Annotated in this window: 19 protein-coding genes; 4 read left to right on the top strand and 15 right to left on the bottom strand. The window is 55.0% G+C overall.

Annotated elements, in window-relative coordinates; translation table 11 throughout:
* From ACOTXL_RS20005 to zwf, 6 genes are all read right to left on the bottom strand, one after another.
* Positions 1 to 258 (bottom strand): T6SS immunity protein Tli3 family protein (locus ACOTXL_RS20005; protein ID WP_421625856.1); only part of this gene is annotated, 258 nt, incomplete at its 3' end.
* A gap of 3 nt (positions 259 to 261) precedes the next feature.
* The gene (locus ACOTXL_RS20000) at positions 262 to 2,382 is read right to left on the bottom strand and encodes a T6SS effector phospholipase Tle3 domain-containing protein (RefSeq protein WP_032659030.1); all 2,121 of its coding nucleotides are present in this window, start codon (positions 2,380 to 2,382) and stop codon (positions 262 to 264) included.
* Positions 2,379 to 4,892 (bottom strand): DUF2345 domain-containing protein, encoded by a 2,514-nt coding sequence (locus tag ACOTXL_RS19995; RefSeq protein WP_045350829.1) that lies wholly within the window; start codon positions 4,890 to 4,892, stop codon positions 2,379 to 2,381. The genes ACOTXL_RS20000 and ACOTXL_RS19995 overlap by 4 nt, the downstream gene beginning before the upstream one ends.
* Positions 4,893 to 5,225: 333 nt before the next feature.
* Positions 5,226 to 5,867, bottom strand: a complete 642-nt coding sequence (gene kdgA / locus ACOTXL_RS19990; RefSeq protein ID WP_045350828.1) for a bifunctional 4-hydroxy-2-oxoglutarate aldolase/2-dehydro-3-deoxy-phosphogluconate aldolase — start codon at positions 5,865 to 5,867, stop codon at positions 5,226 to 5,228.
* A gap of 39 nt (positions 5,868 to 5,906) precedes the next feature.
* Positions 5,907 to 7,718 carry a phosphogluconate dehydratase gene (gene edd / locus ACOTXL_RS19985; protein ID WP_032659039.1) on the bottom strand — a complete coding sequence of 604 codons (1,812 nt, stop codon included), beginning with the start codon at positions 7,716 to 7,718 and terminating at the stop codon, positions 5,907 to 5,909.
* A 233-nt stretch (positions 7,719 to 7,951) separates the two neighbouring features.
* Positions 7,952 to 9,427: a glucose-6-phosphate dehydrogenase gene (zwf, locus tag ACOTXL_RS19980; RefSeq protein ID WP_003859771.1), complete on the bottom strand. Its 1,476-nt coding sequence runs from the start codon at positions 9,425 to 9,427 to the stop codon at positions 7,952 to 7,954.
* A gap of 356 nt (positions 9,428 to 9,783) precedes the next feature.
* On the opposite strand from zwf, the gene ACOTXL_RS19975 reads away from it, so the two are divergent.
* Positions 9,784 to 10,653 (top strand): MurR/RpiR family transcriptional regulator, encoded by an 870-nt coding sequence (locus ACOTXL_RS19975; protein ID WP_003859769.1) that lies wholly within the window; start codon positions 9,784 to 9,786, stop codon positions 10,651 to 10,653.
* 114 nt (positions 10,654 to 10,767) lie between these two features.
* On the top strand, positions 10,768 to 12,210 hold the full coding sequence (pyk, locus tag ACOTXL_RS19970) for a pyruvate kinase (RefSeq protein ID WP_003859767.1): 1,443 nt from the start codon (positions 10,768 to 10,770) through the stop codon (positions 12,208 to 12,210).
* 42 nt (positions 12,211 to 12,252) lie between these two features.
* Here the strand turns inward: pyk and lpxM are convergent, their stop codons facing one another.
* The 3 genes from lpxM to znuA form a co-directional block, all read right to left on the bottom strand.
* Positions 12,253 to 13,224, bottom strand: a complete 972-nt coding sequence (gene lpxM / locus ACOTXL_RS19965; RefSeq protein WP_022651444.1) for a lauroyl-Kdo(2)-lipid IV(A) myristoyltransferase — start codon at positions 13,222 to 13,224, stop codon at positions 12,253 to 12,255.
* A 117-nt stretch (positions 13,225 to 13,341) separates the two neighbouring features.
* Positions 13,342 to 14,661 (bottom strand): murein DD-endopeptidase MepM, encoded by a 1,320-nt coding sequence (mepM, locus tag ACOTXL_RS19960; RefSeq protein WP_003859762.1) that lies wholly within the window; start codon positions 14,659 to 14,661, stop codon positions 13,342 to 13,344.
* Positions 14,662 to 14,676: 15 nt separating this feature from the next.
* A complete protein-coding gene (gene znuA, locus ACOTXL_RS19955; RefSeq protein ID WP_045329943.1) occupies positions 14,677 to 15,621 on the bottom strand; it encodes a zinc ABC transporter substrate-binding protein ZnuA in 945 nt (314 codons plus the stop codon).
* Between the two features lie 77 nt (positions 15,622 to 15,698).
* Between znuA and znuC the strand changes: the two genes are divergently transcribed.
* Both znuC and znuB read left to right on the top strand, forming a co-directional pair.
* The gene (gene znuC / locus ACOTXL_RS19950) at positions 15,699 to 16,454 is read left to right on the top strand and encodes a zinc ABC transporter ATP-binding protein ZnuC (protein WP_003859757.1); all 756 of its coding nucleotides are present in this window, start codon (positions 15,699 to 15,701) and stop codon (positions 16,452 to 16,454) included.
* Positions 16,451 to 17,236, top strand: a complete 786-nt coding sequence (gene znuB / locus ACOTXL_RS19945; protein ID WP_003859755.1) for a zinc ABC transporter permease subunit ZnuB — start codon at positions 16,451 to 16,453, stop codon at positions 17,234 to 17,236. Before znuC ends, znuB begins: the two co-directional genes overlap by 4 nt.
* 52 nt (positions 17,237 to 17,288) lie before the next feature.
* On the opposite strand, the gene ruvB is transcribed toward znuB, so the two are convergent.
* The 6 genes from ruvB to aspS all read right to left on the bottom strand — a co-directional run bounded on the left by ruvB (position 17,289) and on the right by aspS (position 22,544).
* Positions 17,289 to 18,299 carry a Holliday junction branch migration DNA helicase RuvB gene (gene ruvB, locus ACOTXL_RS19940; protein ID WP_003859753.1) on the bottom strand — a complete coding sequence of 337 codons (1,011 nt, stop codon included), beginning with the start codon at positions 18,297 to 18,299 and terminating at the stop codon, positions 17,289 to 17,291.
* A gap of 8 nt (positions 18,300 to 18,307) precedes the next feature.
* Entirely contained in the window at positions 18,308 to 18,922 is a 615-nt protein-coding gene (gene ruvA / locus ACOTXL_RS19935; protein WP_003859751.1) for a Holliday junction branch migration protein RuvA, read from the bottom strand.
* An 80-nt stretch (positions 18,923 to 19,002) separates the two neighbouring features.
* The gene (ruvC, locus tag ACOTXL_RS19930; RefSeq protein WP_003859749.1) at positions 19,003 to 19,524 is read right to left on the bottom strand and encodes a crossover junction endodeoxyribonuclease RuvC; all 522 of its coding nucleotides are present in this window, start codon (positions 19,522 to 19,524) and stop codon (positions 19,003 to 19,005) included.
* Positions 19,525 to 19,558: 34 nt separating this feature from the next.
* Positions 19,559 to 20,299 carry a YebC/PmpR family DNA-binding transcriptional regulator gene (locus tag ACOTXL_RS19925; protein ID WP_003859747.1) on the bottom strand — a complete coding sequence of 247 codons (741 nt, stop codon included), beginning with the start codon at positions 20,297 to 20,299 and terminating at the stop codon, positions 19,559 to 19,561.
* 27 nt (positions 20,300 to 20,326) lie between these two features.
* A complete protein-coding gene (nudB, locus tag ACOTXL_RS19920) occupies positions 20,327 to 20,770 on the bottom strand; it encodes a dihydroneopterin triphosphate diphosphatase (RefSeq protein WP_003859745.1) in 444 nt (147 codons plus the stop codon).
* Position 20,771: 1 nt separating this feature from the next.
* On the bottom strand, positions 20,772 to 22,544 hold the full coding sequence (gene aspS, locus ACOTXL_RS19915; RefSeq protein WP_003859743.1) for an aspartate--tRNA ligase: 1,773 nt from the start codon (positions 22,542 to 22,544) through the stop codon (positions 20,772 to 20,774).
* Positions 22,545 to 22,682 lie beyond the last annotated feature (138 nt).

Genomic DNA, 22,682 nt, shown 5'->3' with positions numbered 1-22,682 from the left:
GGTGGGTATGGCAATATATCGTTCAGAAGGATGAACAAATTTTTTGGTGAAAATCCGATAAAATTGACTGACGGGCCTGGTATGAATACCCCGAAGAGTATCCGTATACCAGAGTTCACCTTCGCAGCCCCAGCCTTTCAATTCGAGAAAACGGTGATCATCGAACCGGTAAACAACCTGTGTCGGTGGCTCTTTCGCCTGGCAGCCCGTCGCCAGAACAATGGTAGTAATCGCCAGTCCTATAAATAATGTTTTCATGCTCTATCCTTGAACTAGTTGGCTCTCACTTTTGGGTTTAGGCATATCCCATTGCAGATTTGTCATTACCTGATTTCCTGCGGTTAGATCTCGGGACGGTTTTATAGTTGTAGAATTGTTAAAATGATTTTTCACACCATAGTCGCCTTTCGGTAGTACCTCATCAGGCCAGTTCATATAAAATTTAGTTTGTGTCTCTGGTAATTTTCCGCTTCGATAATATTCTAATGCTGGTTCATAACCGTTCTGCGGATCGCGCCAGTCCGCACGATGTAACAACCCTTCCCAAAATTTCCCCGCCTGATAATCGAATGATTTGCACTGCCCAATAGCCAAATCAAACGCCATAGCGTGCGATGGCGCAAATTCGCTCATCACAATAGAGGAGTGCTGGCTGTAGCCTACCGGGTCAATTTTCTGCCATTCCGCTTGCAGTTCTTCCGGTGTTTTCTTCCAGGTAAGGGTAACTAACTGAAAATCACGCGAACCTGACACCTCACCATAAATAACCTCATGCTTGCGTTCAAAACTCTCTTCTTTAAGCTCTGAAGCAGATAAAACGTGACCAGGCTGCCAGCCAATATTTTGATAGCGGTTCACAGCAAAGGTTGTCGTTACCGTGCGCTTAATGGCGCTGGCTTTGGCGGAATAGGAAATGTAGGCGTCCGGGCTGTCCGGATCGACATAATAGGTATACGGTTTATCACTGGTTTTAGGATCGTTATCCGGGTGATTATCCTCCCCCTGGAGTTTGAAAATAAAAGGTTCCGGTAACTCCTCACCGTTTATTACCACATCGCGAGCGCTGTAACTGGCGTTCGTGAGAAAGGCATATTTTGCATCCCCCTCATTTCGCGGCGGTAACTCAAAGGGGTTAGCGTCAGGGATGTTTCCTACTTCACCATGCTGGTAAAACACACGCTGAAACAGATTCGGTATATCACTGGCGATATTCTGAGGAATGCCCCGCCAGCCAAACCCCTGCACATTCTCCAGCGACACGACGCCATCGTTCGGGCAAAAGTAGTTATACACTTTACCGTCGTTGCTTCGGCAATATCTGTCATCCGTTCGCAGCGGATTATCGGAAGGTTTACGCAGGGTACAGGAGGCCTCCAGAGCCTGTAATTCGCTCTCTGCCATTTTCCCACCCCCTTTCCATTGCGTATGCATCAGGCGACAGAAATTTTTAAATGTCTGCTGTCTGGCATCGTCGGTCTGTTGATAACCCGGCTGAATATTTTCAGCCACGCGCGACTCAAGAGAATACGGTGAGTGATTAAGAATCACACAGTTTACCGGAGCATACCCGGCCTGTTTCACCAGCATATTTGCCAGCATAGTAATAATCGTGCCCTGACTGTGAGCGACGATATTGATAACATCGTTTTGAGTTACTAACGGCTGACGAATCTGAATAATCAAATCCGCCAGCCGTTGAGCGGCAAAAAACTGGTAAATGCGGTGCGGGTTTTCATAAATGGGATGGGTAAAATCGCCATCATTGAAGTGCAGCGAGGCAAATCCCGCAGCGGCAACGCCGAAGCCACCGGCGCCGGGTCCCAGCATATCCGGGATCGTCGTCGTTGCGTTGGCAAAGGTCCCGCCCCCCTTGGCAAAACTCGTATCAAGTGCATTTTTAAAGTTATCGTTCTGGTACTGAAACGGCCCTTTTCCGTCATTACCCAGCGACTTTTTATTCGTCTCGTTATCTTCCTGGTATGCATCATAGGGAAGATGCGCTTTGTCACTCAGCTTCCCGACCTCCTCCCGGTAGCGCTTCTGGTCCGCCCGGTAATCAGCATGCGTAACCGGTTTATATCCCCAGTAAAACGGGATGATGGGGGAACGCCCTGGAGTGATAATTCTGTAGTCTTTCCATTCGTGGGCGTAAAAATCCTGCCGGTTAAGTCGCTTACCCAGCCCGGCAAGTATACCTTTCTCCTGGTTCTGGTAGGCTTCACCCACGTCGTTCACGCCATGGACGAGGATCACAATGCCGGGCATCGGGCGCGGTATCCCGACGTTGCGCGTCTGGGCGACTTCGCCCAGGGTTTTGTGTACCGGAATATCGCCTTCTGATACCACCCGTGGAGCGTAGGGTTTTGTCTTCGCCTCCGTCATTCCATTATCTCCATTTTATAGCTGTCGAGGTCGTCAGCATCGAGCAGGGGTGAACGACCGCAGCTGTCCGTCACGCCTTCCACCCTCTGTCCGGATGCACTGGTCAGCCTGAATTTTTTGTTTGCCAGAATTTGCTCCGGATCATCGCCGGCGTGCAGTTTGTAGCGATGTTTAAAGGCGCCTTTCTCAAAGGATGGCGTCGGTACCGACACACTTTCCGGACCGTCGTATTTCAGGCTCGGCGCTTTGAGCTCAATGCCCGTCGGCGAGAAAATGGTGACCAGTCCGGTCGGGCTGATACGGATCCCGCCGCCCCCGCAGACAAACTGCATTCCCTTTCTGGCACTGCCGTTCATTTTCCCGGCGGTGCTCGTCAGCGTGAAATCCTGCTGCGACAGCATGTGCATTTCGCCCCGCTGCGCCTGCGTCGTAATATCCCCCGCACCGGCAATCATCTGGATGCCGAGTTTGCGGGCAAACAGCGACAGTTTTTCCCCTACGGCCAGCGAGAATTTTTTCACCACATTCACGCTGGCATTCCCGCCCGCTGTGGCAATCAGGTCTTTCCCGGCGGAAAGTTGCAGGCTGTCCGGCGTAACCAGCGCAATTCCACTTTTTCCATATGCCAAAATACCGGGCTCCGCGAGATGACTCAGCGTCTGGCTGAGCGCATTTTGCCGATCGGTTTCCACATTACTCGCGCCTGCCGTAAGCGCACTTTGCTGTAGGGTCATCGCCAGCGACAACGCCTTTTCAAGTTGTGCAATAGCCGCTGTCATATCCAGTTGCTTCCCCCCCGCGCGGGGCTGGGCTTCCGTGGTGATCATCACGCCTTTCGCAGCACGCAGCGCCATCCAGTCGTCGGTGCGAGCCTCCACACCTTCCCCGCGCTTTTTGCCTTCAGCATCAACCAGGTGACCCACACTCACTTGCCCTTTGCCGTACTCCGTAGCGATTTTGATGTGCTCCTGCCCGCGACGATCTTCAAGACGGATCTTGTTCAACGCGGCTGTGCGGATCACGTTTCGGGTATCGTTACGGTTTGTGACTAAATCCGGGTGGCTGCCGTCGTGCATGACATGGGCGATATAAGGTCTGTCCGGGTCGCCGCCTTCGAAACCAACGGCAACTTCAGTCCCCTCCAGTAGCGGAAAGTGAATACCAAAGGTGTCACCGGCGTACGGCCTGCCGAGGCGTACCAGGGCGCTTTCGAATCCGACCCGTTTTTCATCAAGGTCAAAATCGAACTTAACCCTGTAGCGCCCAACCGCATCAAGTCCGGCATAGGTTTTATCTCCCCCGATAGCCTTCACTCTGGCGGGCACCGTTCCGGCTATCACCGGCCGGGATAAGTATTCAGGACGGAAGCTATAGCCCTGGATATAGGGGATCCCAGAAAGTACGGCGCGATAGTGTTCAGCACGGCTGCCGCGGATAGTCATCGCAGTTATCACAAACCCGGACTTAAACCCGTCAGGTACAGGCCCTGAGGGATAAAACATAATGCCTGGCTGAAGCTCGGGATCGCTGGTTGTCGCCCCCAGAAGACTCTGTCCGTTCAACAGGCGTTCATAACGCAGACGAGCGTAAAATGCGGCGGTTTCCGCCTCTTCACCGTGAAAATCCCCCGCAGTCAGATAGTGATCGGCATAGTGATAGTGTTGGCCTGTCGTTACACCTTCGGGAATATCGCTCGTTTTAACGGTCTTATCCGTCTGCGGCGATTGCGGGTCACGGTAGTTATAGGTGCGAACCAACACATTTTTGGGGATCAGGCCGTGCTGCTCCTCCAGATCGGTAATGTATTCGCTATAACTGGTCATGCCTGAATGTCGGACATAAGGCATCTGTTTGTCGCTGAAGTTGTAACGACGCGCAGAATCCCCAAAAATAACGACGGTTTCCGTTTTCACTTTGTTGTGATTCTCAAATCGGAACCAGATCCCTATCTCTGCCAGCAGCCGACGGATGAACCGCAAATCGGTTTCTTTCCACTGAACGATCATTTCCCGTCGTGGATAACTGTGGCTCAGTTGGTCAAAATCAATGTTGTAGCCGTCAAAGTGACCACTGTCCTTCATCAGCTTTGTAACGAGCTCCGGGACTGTCATGTTCATGTAAACCGCAGAACGGTAATTTTGATCCAGCAGCGCCAGCTCATGCTCCAGCACGCATTCATACAGTGCTTCGTCACCTGAAGACATCAGCCGCGAAAATTGGGTGATCGTGCCATTAATCTGGCGAACCGGCAGCCAGGAGGTTTGCCCATGCCATGAGGCTTCCAGATTGGGTGCACGCAGAATAAACTCAGCCCTTTGATTAAGAACAGCATTAATGGCAATGTTTAGATCCGGACTGGTAAAGCGAATGGTATAGCGATAAGGCTCGCTTAATATCTCTTTTCCTGTAAAAGAATGAACATCTGAAATAACATTTTTGCTACGCGGGAAATACAATAAATATCTGTTTAACGTGTCCTGCCTTTGAGCTACCTCAGATTCCCCTGACATTATTAGCTATCCTTTTAACAAACATTCCGTTCATTAAAAACAATACACCCATCGCTCCCCCATTAAAATACCCAACTTCAGGTTGAATTAATTCACGGGAAGTGAATCTATTCACAGAATAAATAAAAAAGGACCAGACAATTTTATCACACATAAATTCAGAATGATTTATTCATCAAATATATAAGTGAAGGATTATTTAATAATGAAAAATAATACGCCTGGGGTTAGGGATATTAGAAATGTTGTGTAGAGAAGAAGAACTTATACATGCTGGTCACATAAAGTGACCAGCATCAGGCCAGAGGGCCTGCTTTATGCATTGGGCATTTGTTACTGTTTCGCGCCTTCTACCGCTTCGCGAGCCAGTTTAGTGATGCGATCCCAGTCGCCTGCTTCCAGCGCATCCGCCGGAACCAGCCAGGAGCCACCGATGCACAGCACGCTTTTCAGCGCCAGGTAGTCACGGTAGTTTGCCGGAGAGATACCGCCCGTTGGGCAGAAACGCACCTGGGAGAATGGGCCCGCAATCGCCTGCAACGCTTTGGTGCCGCCGTTCGCTTCAGCCGGGAAGAATTTGAATTCTTTCAGGCCGTAGTCCATGCCCAGCATCAGTTCAGAAACGGTGCTGATACCCGGGATCAGCGGAATAGAACCTTCGGTTGCGGCTTTCAGCAGGGGCTCGGTCAGCCCCGGGCTGATGGCAAACTGTGCGCCCGCTTCGGTCACTTCCGCCAGCTGCTGCGCATTCAGAACCGTACCTGCACCGATGATCGCTTCCGGCACTTCTTTGGCGATAGCGTGAATCGCATCCATCGCACAGGCCGTACGCAGGGTCACTTCCAGAACACGAACGCCACCCGCAACCAGCGCCTTCGCCATTGGGACAGCGTGCTCCAGTTTGTTTACCACAATAACCGGCACGACAGGGCCAGTAGTCAGGATTGCTTCTGCACTTGTTTTCCAGTTTTTCATCAGAGTTTTCTCTCGCCAGATCGTTAAAATCAAGTCGTCTTAAAACGTAATACAGGTTGCGCCCTGCTCCGCACCGGAGAGTTTCTCACGCAACGCACCAAACATTTCGCGTCCGGTACCCACGCGGGATGCGCTCAGGTCAGGAATATGTGGCTGACGCGCCGCCAGCTCTGCTTCGTCCACCAGCAGGGTTAACTCGCCTGTCTGACCGTTAACGCGGATCATGTCACCATCACGCACTTTCGCCAGCAGGCCGCCGTCGTAGGCTTCCGGGGTGACATGAATCGCTGAAGGCACTTTACCGGATGCCCCCGAGAGGCGTCCATCGGTCACCAGTGCAATTTTGAAACGGCGGTCCAATAATACACCAAGCGGCGGCATAAGTTTATGTAATTCTGGCATCCCGTTCGCTTTTGGTCCCTGATGACGCACCACGACCACACAGTCTTTATCAAGCAGACCCGCGTCAAAAGCAGGTAAAACGTCGTGCTGGCTTTCAAACACCACCGCCGGGGCTTCAATCACCTGATTCTCTTCCGGCACGGCAGAGGTTTTCATCACGGCACGTCCAAGGTTACCGCTCAGCACTTTGGTGCCGCCGTGAGGAGAGAATGGCTGTTCGAAGGTTGCGATAACCTGAGGATCGAGCGAGTCGCTCGCCCCTTCGCGCCAGTCCAGCTCACCGTTGTTCAGCCAGGGTTCAAGGGTATAGCGATGCAGGCCAAAGCCCGCCACCGTGTTGACATCCTCATGCAGCAGGCCGCCTTTCAGCAGCTCGCGCATCAGCACCGGCACGCCGCCCGCGGCCTGGAAGTGGTTGATGTCCGCCGGACCGTTCGGGTACAGACGCGCCATCAGCGGTACCACGGAGGAGATATCGGAGAAGTCATCCCAGTTAATCAGAATGCCCGCCGCGCGCGCCATCGCGACAAGGTGCATGGTATGGTTGGTTGAACCGCCGGTCGCCAGCAGGGCGACAATCCCGTTTACGATAACTTTTTCATCCACCATTTTGCCCATTGGCATCCACTCGTTGCCGTTACCGGTCAGGCGCGTCACCTGACGGGCTGCGGCTTCGGTCAGCGCTTTACGCAGTGGCGCATCCGGCTGGATGAACGACGAGCCCGGTAGCTGCATCCCCATAAACTCCACCACCATCTGGTTGGTGTTGGCCGTACCGTAGAATGTACAGGTGCCCGGCGCGTGATAAGACGCGGCTTCCGCTTCCAGCAGTGCCTGACGGTCCGCTTTTCCTTCGGCATACAGCTGGCGGATACGGACTTTTTCCTTGTTTGGCAGACCGCTTGCCATCGGGCCTGACGGCACAAAAATCGCTGGCAGATGGCCAAACGACAGCGCGGCCATCACCAGCCCCGGGACGATTTTGTCGCACACGCCCAGATAGAGCGCGCCATCAAACATATTATGAGACAGGCCCACTGCCGCCGACATGGCGATCACTTCGCGGCTCAGCAGGGACAGTTCCATACCGTCCTGGCCCTGGGTTACGCCATCACACATGGCCGGCACGCCGCCTGCAACCTGGCCCACCGCGTTCACGCTGTGCAGCGCATTGCGGATGATAGACGGGTAGACCTCATACGGCTGGTGGGCTGAAAGCATGTCGTTATAGGAGGTAATGATGGCGATATTGTTACGCAACATGCTTTTCAGCGCGTCTTTATCACCAGGCTGGCAGGCCGCAAAGCCGTGGGCCAGATTCCCGCAGGCCAGCTGTGAGCGATGGACCGTTTCACTCTTCGCCTGTTCGATGCGGGCAAGGTAGGCAGCACGGGTCTCTTGCGAGCGTTCAACAATGCGTTGTGTTACGCGTAACAATGTCGGATTCATAAAAGCTCCTCTAATTTATCTGTCCAGGCTCGGGAGTTTACACAGTTTCTGACGGTTGTTAACAACGCTGAAACGCCTGATATCCGGAGCACAGGGGCAAAATGTCTGAAGGGAGTGTAATAAAAAAAGCTCCGCGGGTGAATCCACGCGGAGCTTAAAAGATAAAAATTATGCCACTTGCTGTGTTAGATCATGTTACCGGTAAAATAACACCTTTGGGCTAGAGAAGGTGGTTATTCAAACTCGTTCCAGGAGCGGCCATCACGGGTGATCATCGCAACGGAGGCGACAGGTCCCCATGTTCCCGCCTGATACGGTTTTGGCGCGTCCTGATCGGCTGCCCACGCTTCGGTGATGGAGTCGACCCACTTCCACGCCTCTTCCACTTCATCGCGGCGGACGAACAGCGCCTGGATACCACGCATGGTTTCCAGCAGCAGACGCTCGTAAGCGTCGGCCAGATGCGTCTGGTTGAAGGTTTCAGAGTAGCTCAGGTCGAGCTTGGTGGTTTGCAGGTTGTGTTTGTGATCAAGACCCGGCACTTTGTTCAGGATCTGAATATCCACACCCTCGTCCGGTTGCAGACGGATGGTCAGTTTATTCTGCGGCAGTTCCTGCCAGGATTCTTTGAACAGGTTCAGTTCCGGATTTTTGAAGTAGACCACCACTTCGGAGCATTTTGCTGGCAGACGTTTCCCGGTACGCAGGTAGAACGGCACACCGGCCCAGCGCCAGTCGTCGATATCCACGCGGATCGCCACAAACGTCTCGGTGTTGCTGGACTTGTTCGCGCCCTCTTCTTCCAGATAGCCAGGAACTTTTTTCCCCTGGGCAAAACCTGCGGTGTACTGGCCGCGCACGGTTTTCTCACGCACGTTGGAGCGGTCAATACGGCGCAGTGATTTCAGCACTTTCACTTTGGCGTCACGAATGCTGTCGGCCGTCAGATCTGACGGTGGAGACATGGCAATCATGCACAGAATTTGCAGCAGGTGGTTCTGGATCATGTCACGCATCTGGCCGGCCTGGTCGAAGTAGCCCCAACGGCCTTCGATGCCCACCTCTTCCGCCACGGTAATTTCCACGTGGTCGATAGTGCGGTTGTCCCAGTTGTTCACAAACAGGGAGTTGGCAAAACGCAGCGCCAGCAGGTTCAGTACCGTCTCTTTGCCCAGATAGTGGTCAATACGGTAAACCTGACACTCCTCAAAGAACTCGCCTACCTGGTCGTTGATTTCACGCGAGGTCGCCAGCGACGTACCCAGCGGTTTCTCCATCACTACGCGCGCCGGTTTAGCGTTCAGCTTCGCCTCGCCCAGACCTTTGCAGATGGCGCCGAAGGTGCTTGGCGGCATGGCGAAATAGTTAATAGTGACACGATTTTCCTGGTCAAGCATTTCACCCAGACGGGTAAAGGCGCCTACATCGTTGACGTCCAGGTTGCAGAAATCGAGACGCCCGCTCAGCTTATCCCAAAGGCTTTCATCGATTTTCTCTTTCATGAACGTTTCGAGCGCCTCACGCACGACTTTGGTATAAGCCTCCTTATCCCAGTCTGCGCGCCCTACCCCAAGGATCCGGGTGTCGGGATGGATCTGGCCCGCTTTTTCGAGCTGATACAGGGAAGGCAGCAATTTTCGGCGTGCAAGATCGCCTTTCGCGCCGAAAATGACCAGGTCACATGCCTGGGCTGTTTGCGTTACCGCCATGTCATTCTCCTCAGTTAGATCGCCTGGTACTCTGCCAGGTATCGTTGTAATTTTATTACAATGCACTGTACTGCTTTTACGCGTTTCCTGAAACCATTAGCGCTTAACGTCGCGTGCGATACGGTGATTTTTCGTCGCCTGGGCCATTACGCCCGTCTGATGACGCAGCAAACGTCGATTCTTTGCGCAACGGGGTCAGAGCAAAACCCGACGTCGATCAAGTAATGAAAAAAAACAACAACATTTCTTGTCGACGATTACCCTTTCGGGAGTCCTGGGGGTAATATCGGCTAAATCGAATCAAGGTTTCATCTCTTTATGAAATCGTTTATGCCCTCATGAGCGTCTTGTTAACAATGAACATGCTGGAAAAAATCCAGTTTCAACTGGAACACCTTAGCAAATCCGAGCGCAAAGTGGCTGAAGTTATTCTCGCCGCGCCCGCTCAGGCGATTCATTCAAGCATCGCCGCTCTGGCACAGGAATCGGGCGTCAGCGAACCGACGGTCAATCGATTCTGTCGTAGTCTGGACACGCGCGGCTTTCCTGATTTTAAACTGCATCTGGCCCAAAGTCTGGCAAACGGCACCCCGTATGTTAATCGCAATGTCGATGAAGACGACAGCGTTGATGCATACACCGCAAAAATATTTGAATCGGCAATGGCCACGCTCGACCACGTTCGCCAGTCTCTGGACATGAGTTCAGTGAATCGCGCGGTCGATCTTCTCACGCAGGCCAAACGGATTGCCTTCTTTGGCCTTGGCTCGTCCGCCGCCGTGGCGCATGACGCCATGAATAAGTTCTTTCGCTTTAACGTGCCGGTGATTTACTCCGATGACATTGTGCTGCAACGCATGAGCTGTATGAATTGTAGCGAAGATGATGTCGTGGTACTCATCTCTCATACGGGCCGCACCAAGAGCCAGGTGGAGCTGGCGCAGCTCGCGCGTGACAACGATGCGATGGTCATCGCCCTGACGACGGCAGGTACGCCGCTCGCCCGGGAAGCGACGCTCGCCATTACCCTGGACGTACCGGAGGATACCGACATGTACATGCCGATGGTCTCCCGCCTGGCGCAGTTGACGGTCATCGACGTGCTGGCGACCGGTTTTACCTTACGCCGGGGCGCAAAATTCCGGGATAACTTGAAGCGGGTCAAGGAAGCCCTGAAAGAATCGCGTTTTGATAAAGAATTGCTTATAAAGAGCGATGTTCCCTAATAACGACGAAGTACGATTTACGGCATTCGGTCCCCTCGCTACTGCCTTGCGATAGATGAAGGCCGATTCTATGTTCACGCAACACCAAAGTTGTTTCAGTCAACGGAGTATTACATGTCCAGAAGGCTTCGCAGAACCAAGATCGTCACCACCTTAGGCCCGGCCACCGACCGCGATAATAACCTCGAAAAGATTATCGCCGCGGGTGCTAACGTGGTGCGTATGAACTTCTCTCACGGTACGCCAGAAGACCATAAATTACGTGCCGACAAAGTGCGTGAAATCGCAGCTAAACTGGGCCGCCATGTTGCCATCCTCGGTGACCTGCAAGGTCCAAAAATCCGCGTATCGACCTTTAAAGAAGGCAAAGTCTTCCTCAACATCGGCGATAAATTCCTGCTGGACGCCAACCTGAGCAAAGGTGAAGGCGATAAGGAAAAAGTGGGTATCGACTACAAAGGTCTGCCTGCTGACGTTGTGCCTGGCGACATCCTGCTGCTGGACGACGGACGCGTACAGCTGAAAGTGCTGGAAGTTCAGGGTATGAAGGTGTTCACCGAAGTGACCGTCGGCGGCCCGCTCTCCAACAACAAAGGCATCAACAAACTCGGCGGTGGCCTGTCTGCCGAAGCGCTGACCGATAAAGACAAAGCGGATATCGTGACCGCAGCGCAGATCGGCGTGGATTATCTGGCCGTCTCCTTCCCGCGCTGCGGTGAAGATCTGAACTATGCTCGCCGCCTGGCGCGCGATGCAGGCTGCGATGCGAAAATCGTTGCAAAAGTGGAACGCGCTGAAGCGGTCTGCGATCAGGACGCGATGGACGACGTGATCCTGGCGTCTGACGTGGTGATGGTTGCCCGTGGTGACCTGGGCGTGGAAATTGGCGACCCTGAACTGGTCGGTATCCAGAAAGCGCTGATCCGTCGCGCGCGTCAGCTGAACCGCGCGGTGATCACCGCCACCCAGATGATGGAATCCATGATCACCAACCCAATGCCGACCCGTGCAGAAGTCATGGACGTGGCGAACGCCGTGCTGGATGGTACTGACGCGGTGATGCTGTCAGCGGAAACCGCGGCGGGCCAGTATCCGGCGGAAACCGTGGCCGCCATGGCGCGCGTCTGCCTGGGTGCAGAGAAGATCCCAAGCATTAACGTCTCCAAGCACCGCCTGGATATCCAGTTCGACAATGTGGAAGAAGCGATTGCGATGTCCGCGATGTACGCAGCCAACCACCTGAAAGGGGTCACGGCGATCATCACCATGACCGAATCTGGCCGTACCGCGCTAATGACGTCCCGTATCAGCTCCGGTCTGCCGATCTTCGCCATGTCCCGTCACGAGCGTACGCTGAACCTGACGGCGCTGTATCGCGGCGTGACGCCAGTATACTTCGACAGCACCAACGACGGCGTGGCCGCCGCGCACGATGCCGTGAACCTGCTGCGCGACAAAGGTTATCTGGTATCCGGTGATATCGTTATCGTGACGCAGGGTGACGTGATGAGCACCATCGGCTCAACCAATACCACCCGCGTACTGACCGTAGAGTAAGCTCCGCACCCCTCTTCCCTAAGGGAGAGGGGTGAAGGTTTCCTATTTCTTCGGGAAAAGTTCTTTACGCTTGTACGGCTCTGTTTCGCCAGGTTTACGCGTTTTGAGCAGCTTCAGGATCCACGTATATTGCTCCTTATGCGGCCCCACCAGCACTTCCACCTCTTCATTCATGCGGCGTGCGATGGTGTGATCGTCTGCGGTCAGCAGATCGTCCATCGGCGGACGTACCTCAATGCTCAGGCGATGCGTTTTACCGTCATAAGCCGGGAACAGTGGGATCACGCGGGCGCGGCAGACTTTCATCAGGCGACCAATCGCTGGTAGCGTGGCTTTATAGGTTGCGAAGAAATCGACAAACTCGCTGTGCTCAGGACCATGGTCCTGATCGGGCAGATAGTAGCCCCAGTAACCCTGACGTACCGACTGAATGAAAGGCTTAATGCCATCGTTTCTGGCGTGCAAGCGTCCGCCAAAGCGACGGCGCACGGTATTCCAGACGAAATCGTAGATTTTGTTTCCCTGATTATGGAACATCGCCGCCATTTTCTGGCCCTGCGACGCCATTAACATCGCCGGAATGTCGACCCCCCAGCCGTGCGGCACCAGGAAAATCACCTTTTCATCATTGCGACGCATCTCGTCGATGATCTCCAGCCCTTTCCAGTCAACGCGTTCGACGATCTTCTCCGGCCCTTTCAGCGCCAGTTCCGCCATCATCGCCATCGCCTGCGGCGCAGTGGTATACATGTCATCAATGATTGCTTCGCGTTCGGCGTCGCTTTTATCCGGGAAACAGTACAACAGGTTTATTTGCGCGCGTCGGCGCGCGCTTTTACCCAAGCGCCCTGCCAGGCGCCCCACTTTACCGAGCACCGGATCGCGAAGGGAAGCAGGTAGCAACGCCATGCCAGCAAACGCGTATACGCCAATCCAGGCGCCCCAGTTACGCGGGTGGCGAAAAGATTTTTCAAACTCAGGAATGTACTCAATATTGTTTTTTTTGGTTTCCATGCGGGTTCCAGGGTCTGGTGACGCAAAAATATATGCGGATAGTGTAGCGAGGCTGCCGCCCGCGCACAAAAGAAAAAGCCGGCGCATACTGACGCCGGCTTTTTAAATCAGGAGAGCTTAGTCGAAGCGCAGCTGCGGCATCACCTCTTTCACCTGCGCCAGGTAATCTTTGCGATCTTTTCCGGTCAGCCCTTCGGTGCGCGGCAGTTTCGCCGTCAGCGGGTTAACCGCCTGCTGGTTGATCCACACTTCATAGTGCAGGTGCGGCCCCGTCGACCGGCCGGTGTTACCGGACAGCGCGATGCGATCGCCACGTTTCACCTTCTGGCCCGGTTTGACCAGCAGTTTACGCAGGTGCATGTAGCGGGTGGTGTACGTACGACCGTGACGAATAGCAACGTAATAGCCAGCAGCACCGCTGCGTTTCGCCATGACCACTTCACCATCTCCTACCGCCAGCACTGGCGTGCCCTGCGGCATAGCGAAGTCAACGCCACGGTGCGGCGCTACGCGGCCCGTTACCGGGTTCAGACGACGCGGGTTAAAGTTGGAGGAGACGCGGAACTGTTTCGCCGTTGGGAAACGCAGGAAGCCTTTTGCCAGACCCGTACCGCTGCGGTCATAGAACTTACCGTCTTCCGCGCGAATGGCGTAGTAGTCTTTGCCGTCTGAACGCAGACGAACGCCCACCAGCTGGCTCTGCTCGCGCTTACCGTCCAGCATTTCGCGGGACATCAGGACAGAGAACTGATCGCCTTTTTTCAGTTTGCGGAAATCCATCTGCCACTGCATGGCTTTGATCACCGAGCTGATTTCAGCGCTGGTCAGGCCGGCATCGCGTGCGCTGGAAACAAAGCTGCCGCCGACGGTCCCTTTCATGACGCTGTTAACCCAGTCGCCCTGCTGCAATTCACTGGTCATTTTGAAACCGTTTGCAGTGCGATCGTAGGTGCGGGTTTCGCGACGGGACATCTCCCAGGTCAAACGTTGCAGATCGCCGTCGGGCGTTAAGGTCCAGGAAAGTTGCTGACCAATTTTCAGGTTACGCAGCTCTTTATCGGATGCGGCGAGCTGGCTGATGTTGCCCATGTCGATACCGTACTGGTTCAGGACGCTGCTCAGCGTATCGCCAGTGGATACAACATATTCATGAATGCCAGCTTCATTCTGGATCTTGTCATCCAGCTCATCCTGGGGAATCGCTTCATCTTCCTGAGCGGCCTGATCGATAGGCTCGCTGGCCTCGGGCAGCAGAGAGCGGATCTCGCTCTTCTCCAGTTCGATGGTTTTGATGATTGGGGCGGAACTCGGGTGGTAAACATAGGGCCGCCAGACGGCGACCGCTAATGTGAGAACTGTAAGCGACCCCAGCATAACGCGGTGGGGTCGAGGCAGATTGTTAAATGCCAGGGCGACAGAGCGGGCTATCTGTTGCACGTATTCACTTCCTCGTTAATCTCCTTTCAGGCAGCTCGCATACTGATTCGCCAGTTGGCTGAGGAACTGCGAATAGCTCGCTTTGCTCAACTGGATGTTCGTACCTAGCGGGTCAAGGGTTCCCATGCGCACGGATGTTCCCCTGGCCACGGCTTCTACGACCGCTGGCCTGAACTGTGGCTCAGCAAAAACGCATGTCGCTTTTTGCTCAACCAACTGTGTTCTGATTTCATGTAAACGCTGCGCACCAGGCTGAATTTCAGGGTTGACGGTAAAATGCCCCAGCGGGGTCAGACCGTAATGTTTCTCGTAATACCCGTAGGCATCATGAAAAACGAAGTACCCTTTTCCTTTAAGCGGTGCGAGCTCGTTACCCACCTGTTTGTCGGTTGCGGCTAATTGAGCCTCAAAATCCTTCAGGTTGGCGTCGAGTTTGATTCGACTTTGCGGCATAAGTTCCACTAATTTGTCGTGGATTGCAACCGCTGTAAGCCGCGCTATCTCTGGGGAGAGCCAGAGATGCATGTTGTATTCGCCGTGATGGTGATGGTCGTCACCTTTTTCACCATGAGCATGGTCGTGGTCATGCTCATCACCCTCGTTCTCAGCTCCTTTCATGAGTAACGGTTTCACGCCGGACAGCCCGGCAATCGTCACCTGTTTCTCAGCGGGAAGCTGTCTGGCTGACTTCTGCATGAACGCTTCCATCTCAGGACCAATCCAGACGACTAAGTCCGCGTTCTGTAAGCGTTTTACATCAGATGGACGCAGAGAATAATCATGCTCGGAAGCCCCGTCAGGCAGCAGAACCTGTGTCTCAGTGACCCCGTCCGCGATGGCAGAGGCGATAAATCCAAGCGGTTTAAGCGAAGCGACAACAGCGGCGTTAACATCTTGTGCTGTTGTACCCCAAAGAGCAGCGGATAAAGCTGCGAAAAGAAGCGTATTTTTCTGTAACATAATGCGACTAATCATCGTAATGAATGCGTGGAATGTGATATTATAACATTCGATGACTTCTGCAAGCTTAAATTGACATGACGACTTTAGTTTCTCTTGAAAATGTTTCGGTCTCATTCGGCCAGCGCCGCGTCCTTTCTGACGTGTCGCTGAATCTGAAGCCCGGCAAAATACTCACGCTGCTCGGCCCTAACGGTGCAGGCAAATCGACGCTGGTGCGCGTCGTATTAGGCCTGGTAGCCCCTGACGCAGGTGTTATCGTCCGCGAAGACAAATTGCGTATCGGCTATGTGCCGCAAAAATTACATCTTGATGCCACCCTGCCCCTGACGGTGAGCCGCTTCCTGCGCCTCCGTCCCGGTACGCGTAAAGCGGACATCCTCCCGGCGCTGAAACGCGTTCAGGCGGGACATCTTGTTGAGGCGCCCTTGCAAAAGCTGTCGGGCGGTGAAACCCAGCGCGTATTGCTTGCCCGTGCCCTGCTCAGCAGCCCTCAGCTGCTGGTCCTGGACGAGCCGACGCAGGGTGTTGACGTCAACGGTCAGGTTGCGCTGTACGATCTGATTGACCAGCTCCGTCGGGAGCTTAACTGCGCGGTGCTGATGGTCTCCCATGATCTGCATCTGGTGATGGCCAAAACCGACGAAGTACTGTGCCTGAACCATCACATTTGTTGTTCCGGCACGCCGGAAGTGGTGTCAATGCATCCGGAATTTATCTCTATGTTTGGCCATCGTGGCGCCGAGCAGCTGGGCATCTATCGTCATAATCACAATCACCGCCATGATTTACAGGGACGAATTGTCCTGCGTCGGGGAAATGGACACTCATGATTGAACTGTTACTGCCCGGCTGGCTGGCCGGGATTATGCTTGCCTGCGCCGCGGGTCCACTCGGCTCGTTTGTCGTCTGGCGCAGAATGTCCTATTTCGGCGATACGCTGGCCCATGCTTCATTGCTGGGTGTCGCGTTTGGTTTATTACTGGACGTGAACCCGTTTTATGCGGTGATTGTCGTCACGCTGCTGCTGGCTGCCGGTCTGGTCTGGCTGGAAAAACGCCCTCACCTGGCAATTGATACCCTGCTCGGCATTATGGCGCACAGCGCCCTGTCGCTGGGCCTGGTGGTAGTGAGCCTGATGTCAAACATCCGCGTAGATCTGATGGCCTACCTGTTTGGCGATCTGCTGGCCGTCACGCCCGAAGATCTCATTTCCATTGCCATTGGCGTGGCGGTGGTGCTCGGGATCCTGCTGTGGCAGTGGCGGAGTTTACTGGCGATGACCGTCAGCCCGGATCTGGCCTTTGTCGACGGCGTGAAGCTTCAGCGCGTGAAGCTGCTGTTGATGCTGGTGACGGCGTTAACCATCGGTGTGGCGATGAAGTTTGTCGGCGCGCTGATCATCACGTCGCTGCTGATAATCCCTGCCGCCACGGCGCGCCGTTTTGCGCGTACGCCGGAGCAAATGGCCGGTATCGCGGTGATTATCGGAATGATTGCGGTGACGGGCGGGTTAACCTTCTCGGCGTTTTATGACACGCCAGCGGGGCCGTCGGTGGTATTGTGCGCGGCGGTGTTGTTTATTTTCAGTATGATGAAAAAGACCGCGCAGTAGTCAGCATGTCCCCGGTGGCGCTTCGCTTACCGGGGCTAGAATTTATCGCTACTTACGGCATCGCGGGCGGCGTAATGCCGAAATGATTCCACGCCCGCACCGTCGCCATACGACCGCGCGGGGTACGCTGCAAGAAGCCTTGCTGGATCAGATACGGCTCCAGCACATCTTCGATAGTCTCACGCTCTTCGCCAATTGCCGCCGCCAGGTTATCCAGCCCTACTGGCCCGCCAAAGAACTTATCCAGCACCGCCAGCAGCAGCTTACGGTCCATATAGTCAAAACCTTCAGCATCGACGTTCAGCATATCCAGCGCCTGGGCGGCGATCTCGGCCGATATAGTGCCGTCGTGCTTCACCTCGGCAAAGTCACGCACCCGGCGCAGCAGGCGGTTGGCGATACGCGGCGTACCGCGGGAGCGCTTCGCCACTTCAAACGCCCCCTCTTCGCTCATATCCAGCCCCATGTAGCGCGCGCTGCGCCCCACAATATGCTGAAGGTCGGGCACCTGATAAAACTCCAGACGCTGCACGATACCAAAACGGTCACGCAGTGGAGAAGTCAGCGAGCCGGCACGGGTCGTGGCGCCAATCAGGGTAAACGGTGGCAGATCGATTTTGATCGAGCGCGCGGCCGGACCTTCACCGATCATGATATCCAGCTGGTAATCCTCCATTGCCGGATAGAGCACTTCCTCCACCACCGGAGAAAGACGGTGGATCTCGTCGATAAACAGCACGTCATGCGGTTCGAGGTTAGTCAGCATCGCCGCCAGGTCCCCTGCTTTCTCCAGTACCGGGCCGGAAGTGGTACGCAGGTTAACGCCCATTTCGTTGGCGACGATATTCGCCAGGGTGGTTTTACCTAACCCCGGCGGACCAAAAATCAGCAGGTGATCGAGCGCATCGCCGCGCAGCTTTGCCGCCTGGATGAAAATCTCCATCTGAGAACGAACCTGCGGCTGGCCGATATACTCATCCAGCAGTTTGGGACGGATCGCGCGATCCACCACGTCATCTGGCTGAATAGTGCCTGCCGATACCAGGCGGTCTGCTTCAATCATCCTTTACCTCACAATGCAGCGCGCAGCGCTTCACGAATCAGGGTTTCACTGCTGGCATCCGGTTTAGCAATTTTGCTCACCATCCGGCTGGCCTCCTGAGGTTTATAGCCCAGCGCCACCAGCGCGGCAACCGCTTCCTGCTCGGCATCATCATCCGATGCAGGCGCGCCCGGGGAAGTCAGCACCAGATCGGCTGCCGGCGTGAACAGATCGCCATGCAGACCTTTAAAGCGGTCCTTCATCTCGACAATTAAACGCTCGGCAGTTTTCTTCCCGATGCCCGGAAGTTTAATTAACGCAGCCGGATCTTCACGCTCAACGGCGTTCACAAACTGTGGCGCTGACATACCGGACAGAATCGCAAGCGCCAGCTTCGGCCCGACGCCGTTGGTTTTGATCAATTCGCGGAACAGGGTGCGTTCCTGTTTGTTATTGAATCCGTACAGCAGCTGAGCGTCTTCACGCACCACAAACTGGGTAAAGACAACCGCCTCTTTGCCCGCCTCCGGAAGCTCGTAGAAGCAGGTCATCGGCATATGGACTTCATAGCCCACGCCACCCACTTCCAGCAGCACTAACGGGGGTTGTTTTTCAATGATGATGCCTCTGAGTCTGCCTATCACGTGACGCTCCTGCGTTCTGGAAGAAATTATCTGCCGACATAATAAAAAAAGGCTGGATAAACATCCAGCCTGATTTGTCATTATCGTAACCTGCCTCGCGCCAGATTGAGCCGCGACTCGCTCATTTGCATCGCATTCTGGCTGACGTGACAGTGGGTAATCGCAATGGCCAGCGCATCCGCGGCGTCGGCCTGCGGGTTCGCAGGGAGCTTCAGCAGGGTACGCACCATGTGCTGCACCTGGCTTTTCTCCGCGCTACCAATGCCCACCACCGTCTGCTTAACCTGACGGGCCGCATACTCGAACACCGGCAGATCCTGGTTCACGGCGGCAACAATCGCCACGCCGCGCGCCTGACCGAGCTTTAACGCCGAGTCAGCATTTTTCGCCATAAAGACCTGCTCGATGGCGAAATAGTCCGGCTGAAACTGGGTGATGATCTCCGACACGCCCGCATAGATGAGCTTCAGGCGCGACGGCAGATCGTCCACTTTGGTGCGAATACACCCACTGCCGAGGTAGGTTAACTGGCGTCCCACCTGACGGATAACGCCATACCCGGTGACGCGTGAGCCTGGGTCAATCCCGAGAATAATCGACATCACGCGTCTCCTGTAACGGATCTACACGCTCTCATCAGAGAGTCGCTGCAACCTCATCAGAGATTTCACCGTTGTGGTACACTTCCTGTACGTCGTCGCAGTCTTCGAGCATGTCGATCAGACGCAGCAGTTTCGGTGCGGTTTCCGCATCCATGTCCGCTTTGGTAGACGGGATCATGGAGACTTCAGCGTTATCCGCCTTCAGGCCAGCCGCTTCCAGCGCATCACGCACGGCCCCCATCTCTTCCCATGCGGTGTAAACATCAATAGCGCCGTCGTCGTAGGTCACCACGTCTTCCGCACCGGCTTCCAGCGCCGCTTCCATGATCGCATCTTCGTCGCCTTTCTCGAAGGAGATGACGCCTTTTTTGCTGAACAGGTACGCTACAGAACCGTCAGTGCCCAGGTTGCCGCCGGTTTTGGTGAACGCGTGGCGCACTTCCGCAACGGTACGGTTACGGTTGTCGGACAGGCACTCAACCATCACCGCCGTACCGCCAGGACCGTAACCTTCATAAATGATGGTTTCCATGTTCGCGTCTTCATCACCGCCCACGCCACGTGCGATTGCACGGTTCAGGGTGTCACGCGTCATGTTGTTGGACAGGGCTTTATCCACCGCTGCGCGCAGACGTGGGTTAGAGGCCGGATCGCCGCCGCCCAGACGCGCCGCTGTCACCAGCTCACGAATGATTTTGGTAAAGATTTTACCGCGTTTGGCATCCTGTGCCGCTTTGCGGTGTTTGGTGTTGGCCCACTTACTATGACCTGCCATAAAAAGTTCTCCAAAAATCGCGCCTTCTCAGGCAGCGTTAATTACAAATTCTTCAATCGCCTGCCGGTTGCTCCACGACTTGGTCAGTGCGGCGGCATCCGCCGCATCCACCCAGCGGTAGGTCAGGTGTTCCGTGAACACGATCTCCCGCTCATGGGGAAGCGCAAGGCAGAACCATGATTCCGTATTGCGCTCAATTCCCGGTGCATAGCGATGACGTAAATGGCTAAAAATTTCAAACTCCACCGTGCGCTGACAGTCCTTCAGGGTCAGTTGCTCGTAAGCAACATCAATGGCGACCTCTTCCTTTACTTCACGCGCGGCGGCCTGCGGTGCGGTCTCCCCCTCTTCCAGGCTGCCGGTAACCGACTGCCAGAAATCCGGATCGTCGCGCCGCTGCAACATCAGCACCCGCTTCGTGTCTTCTGCATAAATGACCACCAGAACCGAAACGGGACGCTTATATGCCATATCAGTTTTTCTCTTCCTTCTTCACCACCTCAATGCCCAGCTCAGCCAGTGCGGCCGGGTTGGCAAAGCTTGGCGCTTCGGTCATCAGACACGCGGCGGCAGTGGTTTTCGGGAAGGCGATCACATCACGGATGTTATCGGTGCCGGTCAGCAGCATGGTCAGACGGTCAAGACCGAAAGCCAGACCCGCGTGCGGAGGCGTACCGTATTTCAGCGCGTCCAGCAGGAAGCCGAACTTCTCGCGCTGCTCCTGTTCGTTGATGCCCAGGATGCCGAACACGGTCTGCTGCATTTCACCGCTGTGAATACGCACGGAACCACCGCCCACTTCGTAGCCGTTGATGACCATATCGTAGGCGTTTGCCACTGCGTCTTCCGGTGCTGCCTTCAGCTCTGCCGGCGTCATGTCTTTTGGCGAGGTGAACGGGTGGTGCATCGCGGTCAGGCCGCCTTCACCGTCGTCTTCAAACATCGGGAAGTCGATCACCCACAGCGGCGCCCATTTACTTTCGTCGGTCAGGTTCAGGTCTTTGCCGAGCTTCAGACGCAGCGCGCCCATCGCATCCGCAACCACTTTCTTGTTATCTGCACCGAAGAAGATCATGTCGCCGTCCTGCGCGCCGGTGCGCTCCAGGATCGCTTCCACGATGTCCGCGTTCAGGAATTTCGCCACCGGGCTGGTGATACCTTCCAGACCTTTCGCACGCTCGGTCACTTTAATATAGGCCAGACCTTTCGCGCCGTAGATCTTGATGAAGTTGCCGTAGTCGTCGATCTGCTTACGGCTCAGAGCCGCTCCGCCCGGCACGCGCAGTGCCGCCACGCGGCCTTTCGGATCGTTAGCCGGGCCAGCAAAGACCGCGAACTCAACGGCTTTCACCAGGTCTGCCACGTCCACCAGCTCCATCGGGTTACGCAGGTCTGGTTTGTCGGAGCCGTAGCGACGCTCGGCTTCCGCGAAGGTCATGATTGGGAAATCGCCCAGTTCGACGCCTTTCACGTCGTTCCACAGGCTACGTACCAGGGCTTCCATCACTTCACGCACCTGCTCAGCGGTCATGAAGGAGGTTTCCACATCGATCTGGGTAAATTCTGGCTGACGGTCAGCGCGCAGGTCTTCGTCGCGGAAGCATTTCACGATCTGATAGTAGCGATCGAAGCCAGACATCATCAGCAGCTGTTTGAACAGCTGTGGAGACTGCGGCAGCGCATAGAATTTGCCTTTATGGACGCGGGATGGCACCAGGTAATCGCGCGCGCCTTCCGGCGTGGCTTTGGTCAGCATCGGGGTTTCGATATCAAGGAAACCGTGGTCATCCATAAAACGGCGCACCAGGCTGGTGATTTTCGCACGGGTTTTCAGGCGCTGAGCCATTTCCGGACGACGCAGATCCAGGTAGCGGTATTTCAGACGCGCTTCTTCGGTGTTGACGTGGTTGGAGTCCAGCGGCAACGCTTCCGCGCGGTTGATGATCGTCAGATCAGACGCCAGCACTTCGATAGCGCCGGTCGCCATGTCGGCGTTGACGTTTTTCTCGTCACGCGCACGCACGGTGCCCGTCACCTGAATGCAGAACTCATTGCGCAGCTCAGAAGCCAGCTTCAACGCATCAGCGCGATCCGGATCGAAGAACACCTGAACGATACCTTCGCGGTCACGCATATCAATAAAGATAAGGCTACCAAGATCGCGACGACGATTGACCCAACCACACAGGGTGACCTGCTGCCCGACGTGGGACTGACGCAGCTGCCCGCAATATTCTGTACGCATGAGATATCCCTTAATTAGCCGCAGGCTGATTGTCGCCTGTCTCGCAGGCTACGATGTCGCAGCTTTCTGTATGTCACAACTGGATGAAAAAAGGCGGCTATTATACTGGAAATTCTGCCGCACGATAAGAGCGAAGCA

It is taken from the genome of Enterobacter cloacae complex sp. IR5402, assembly GCF_049238125.1.
In the GTDB taxonomy this organism is placed as follows: Bacteria; Pseudomonadota; Gammaproteobacteria; order Enterobacterales; family Enterobacteriaceae; genus Enterobacter; species Enterobacter hormaechei_C.
The sequence above is the reverse complement of the archived record's forward strand: the minus strand, read 5'-3'. Positions and strand labels throughout refer to the sequence as shown.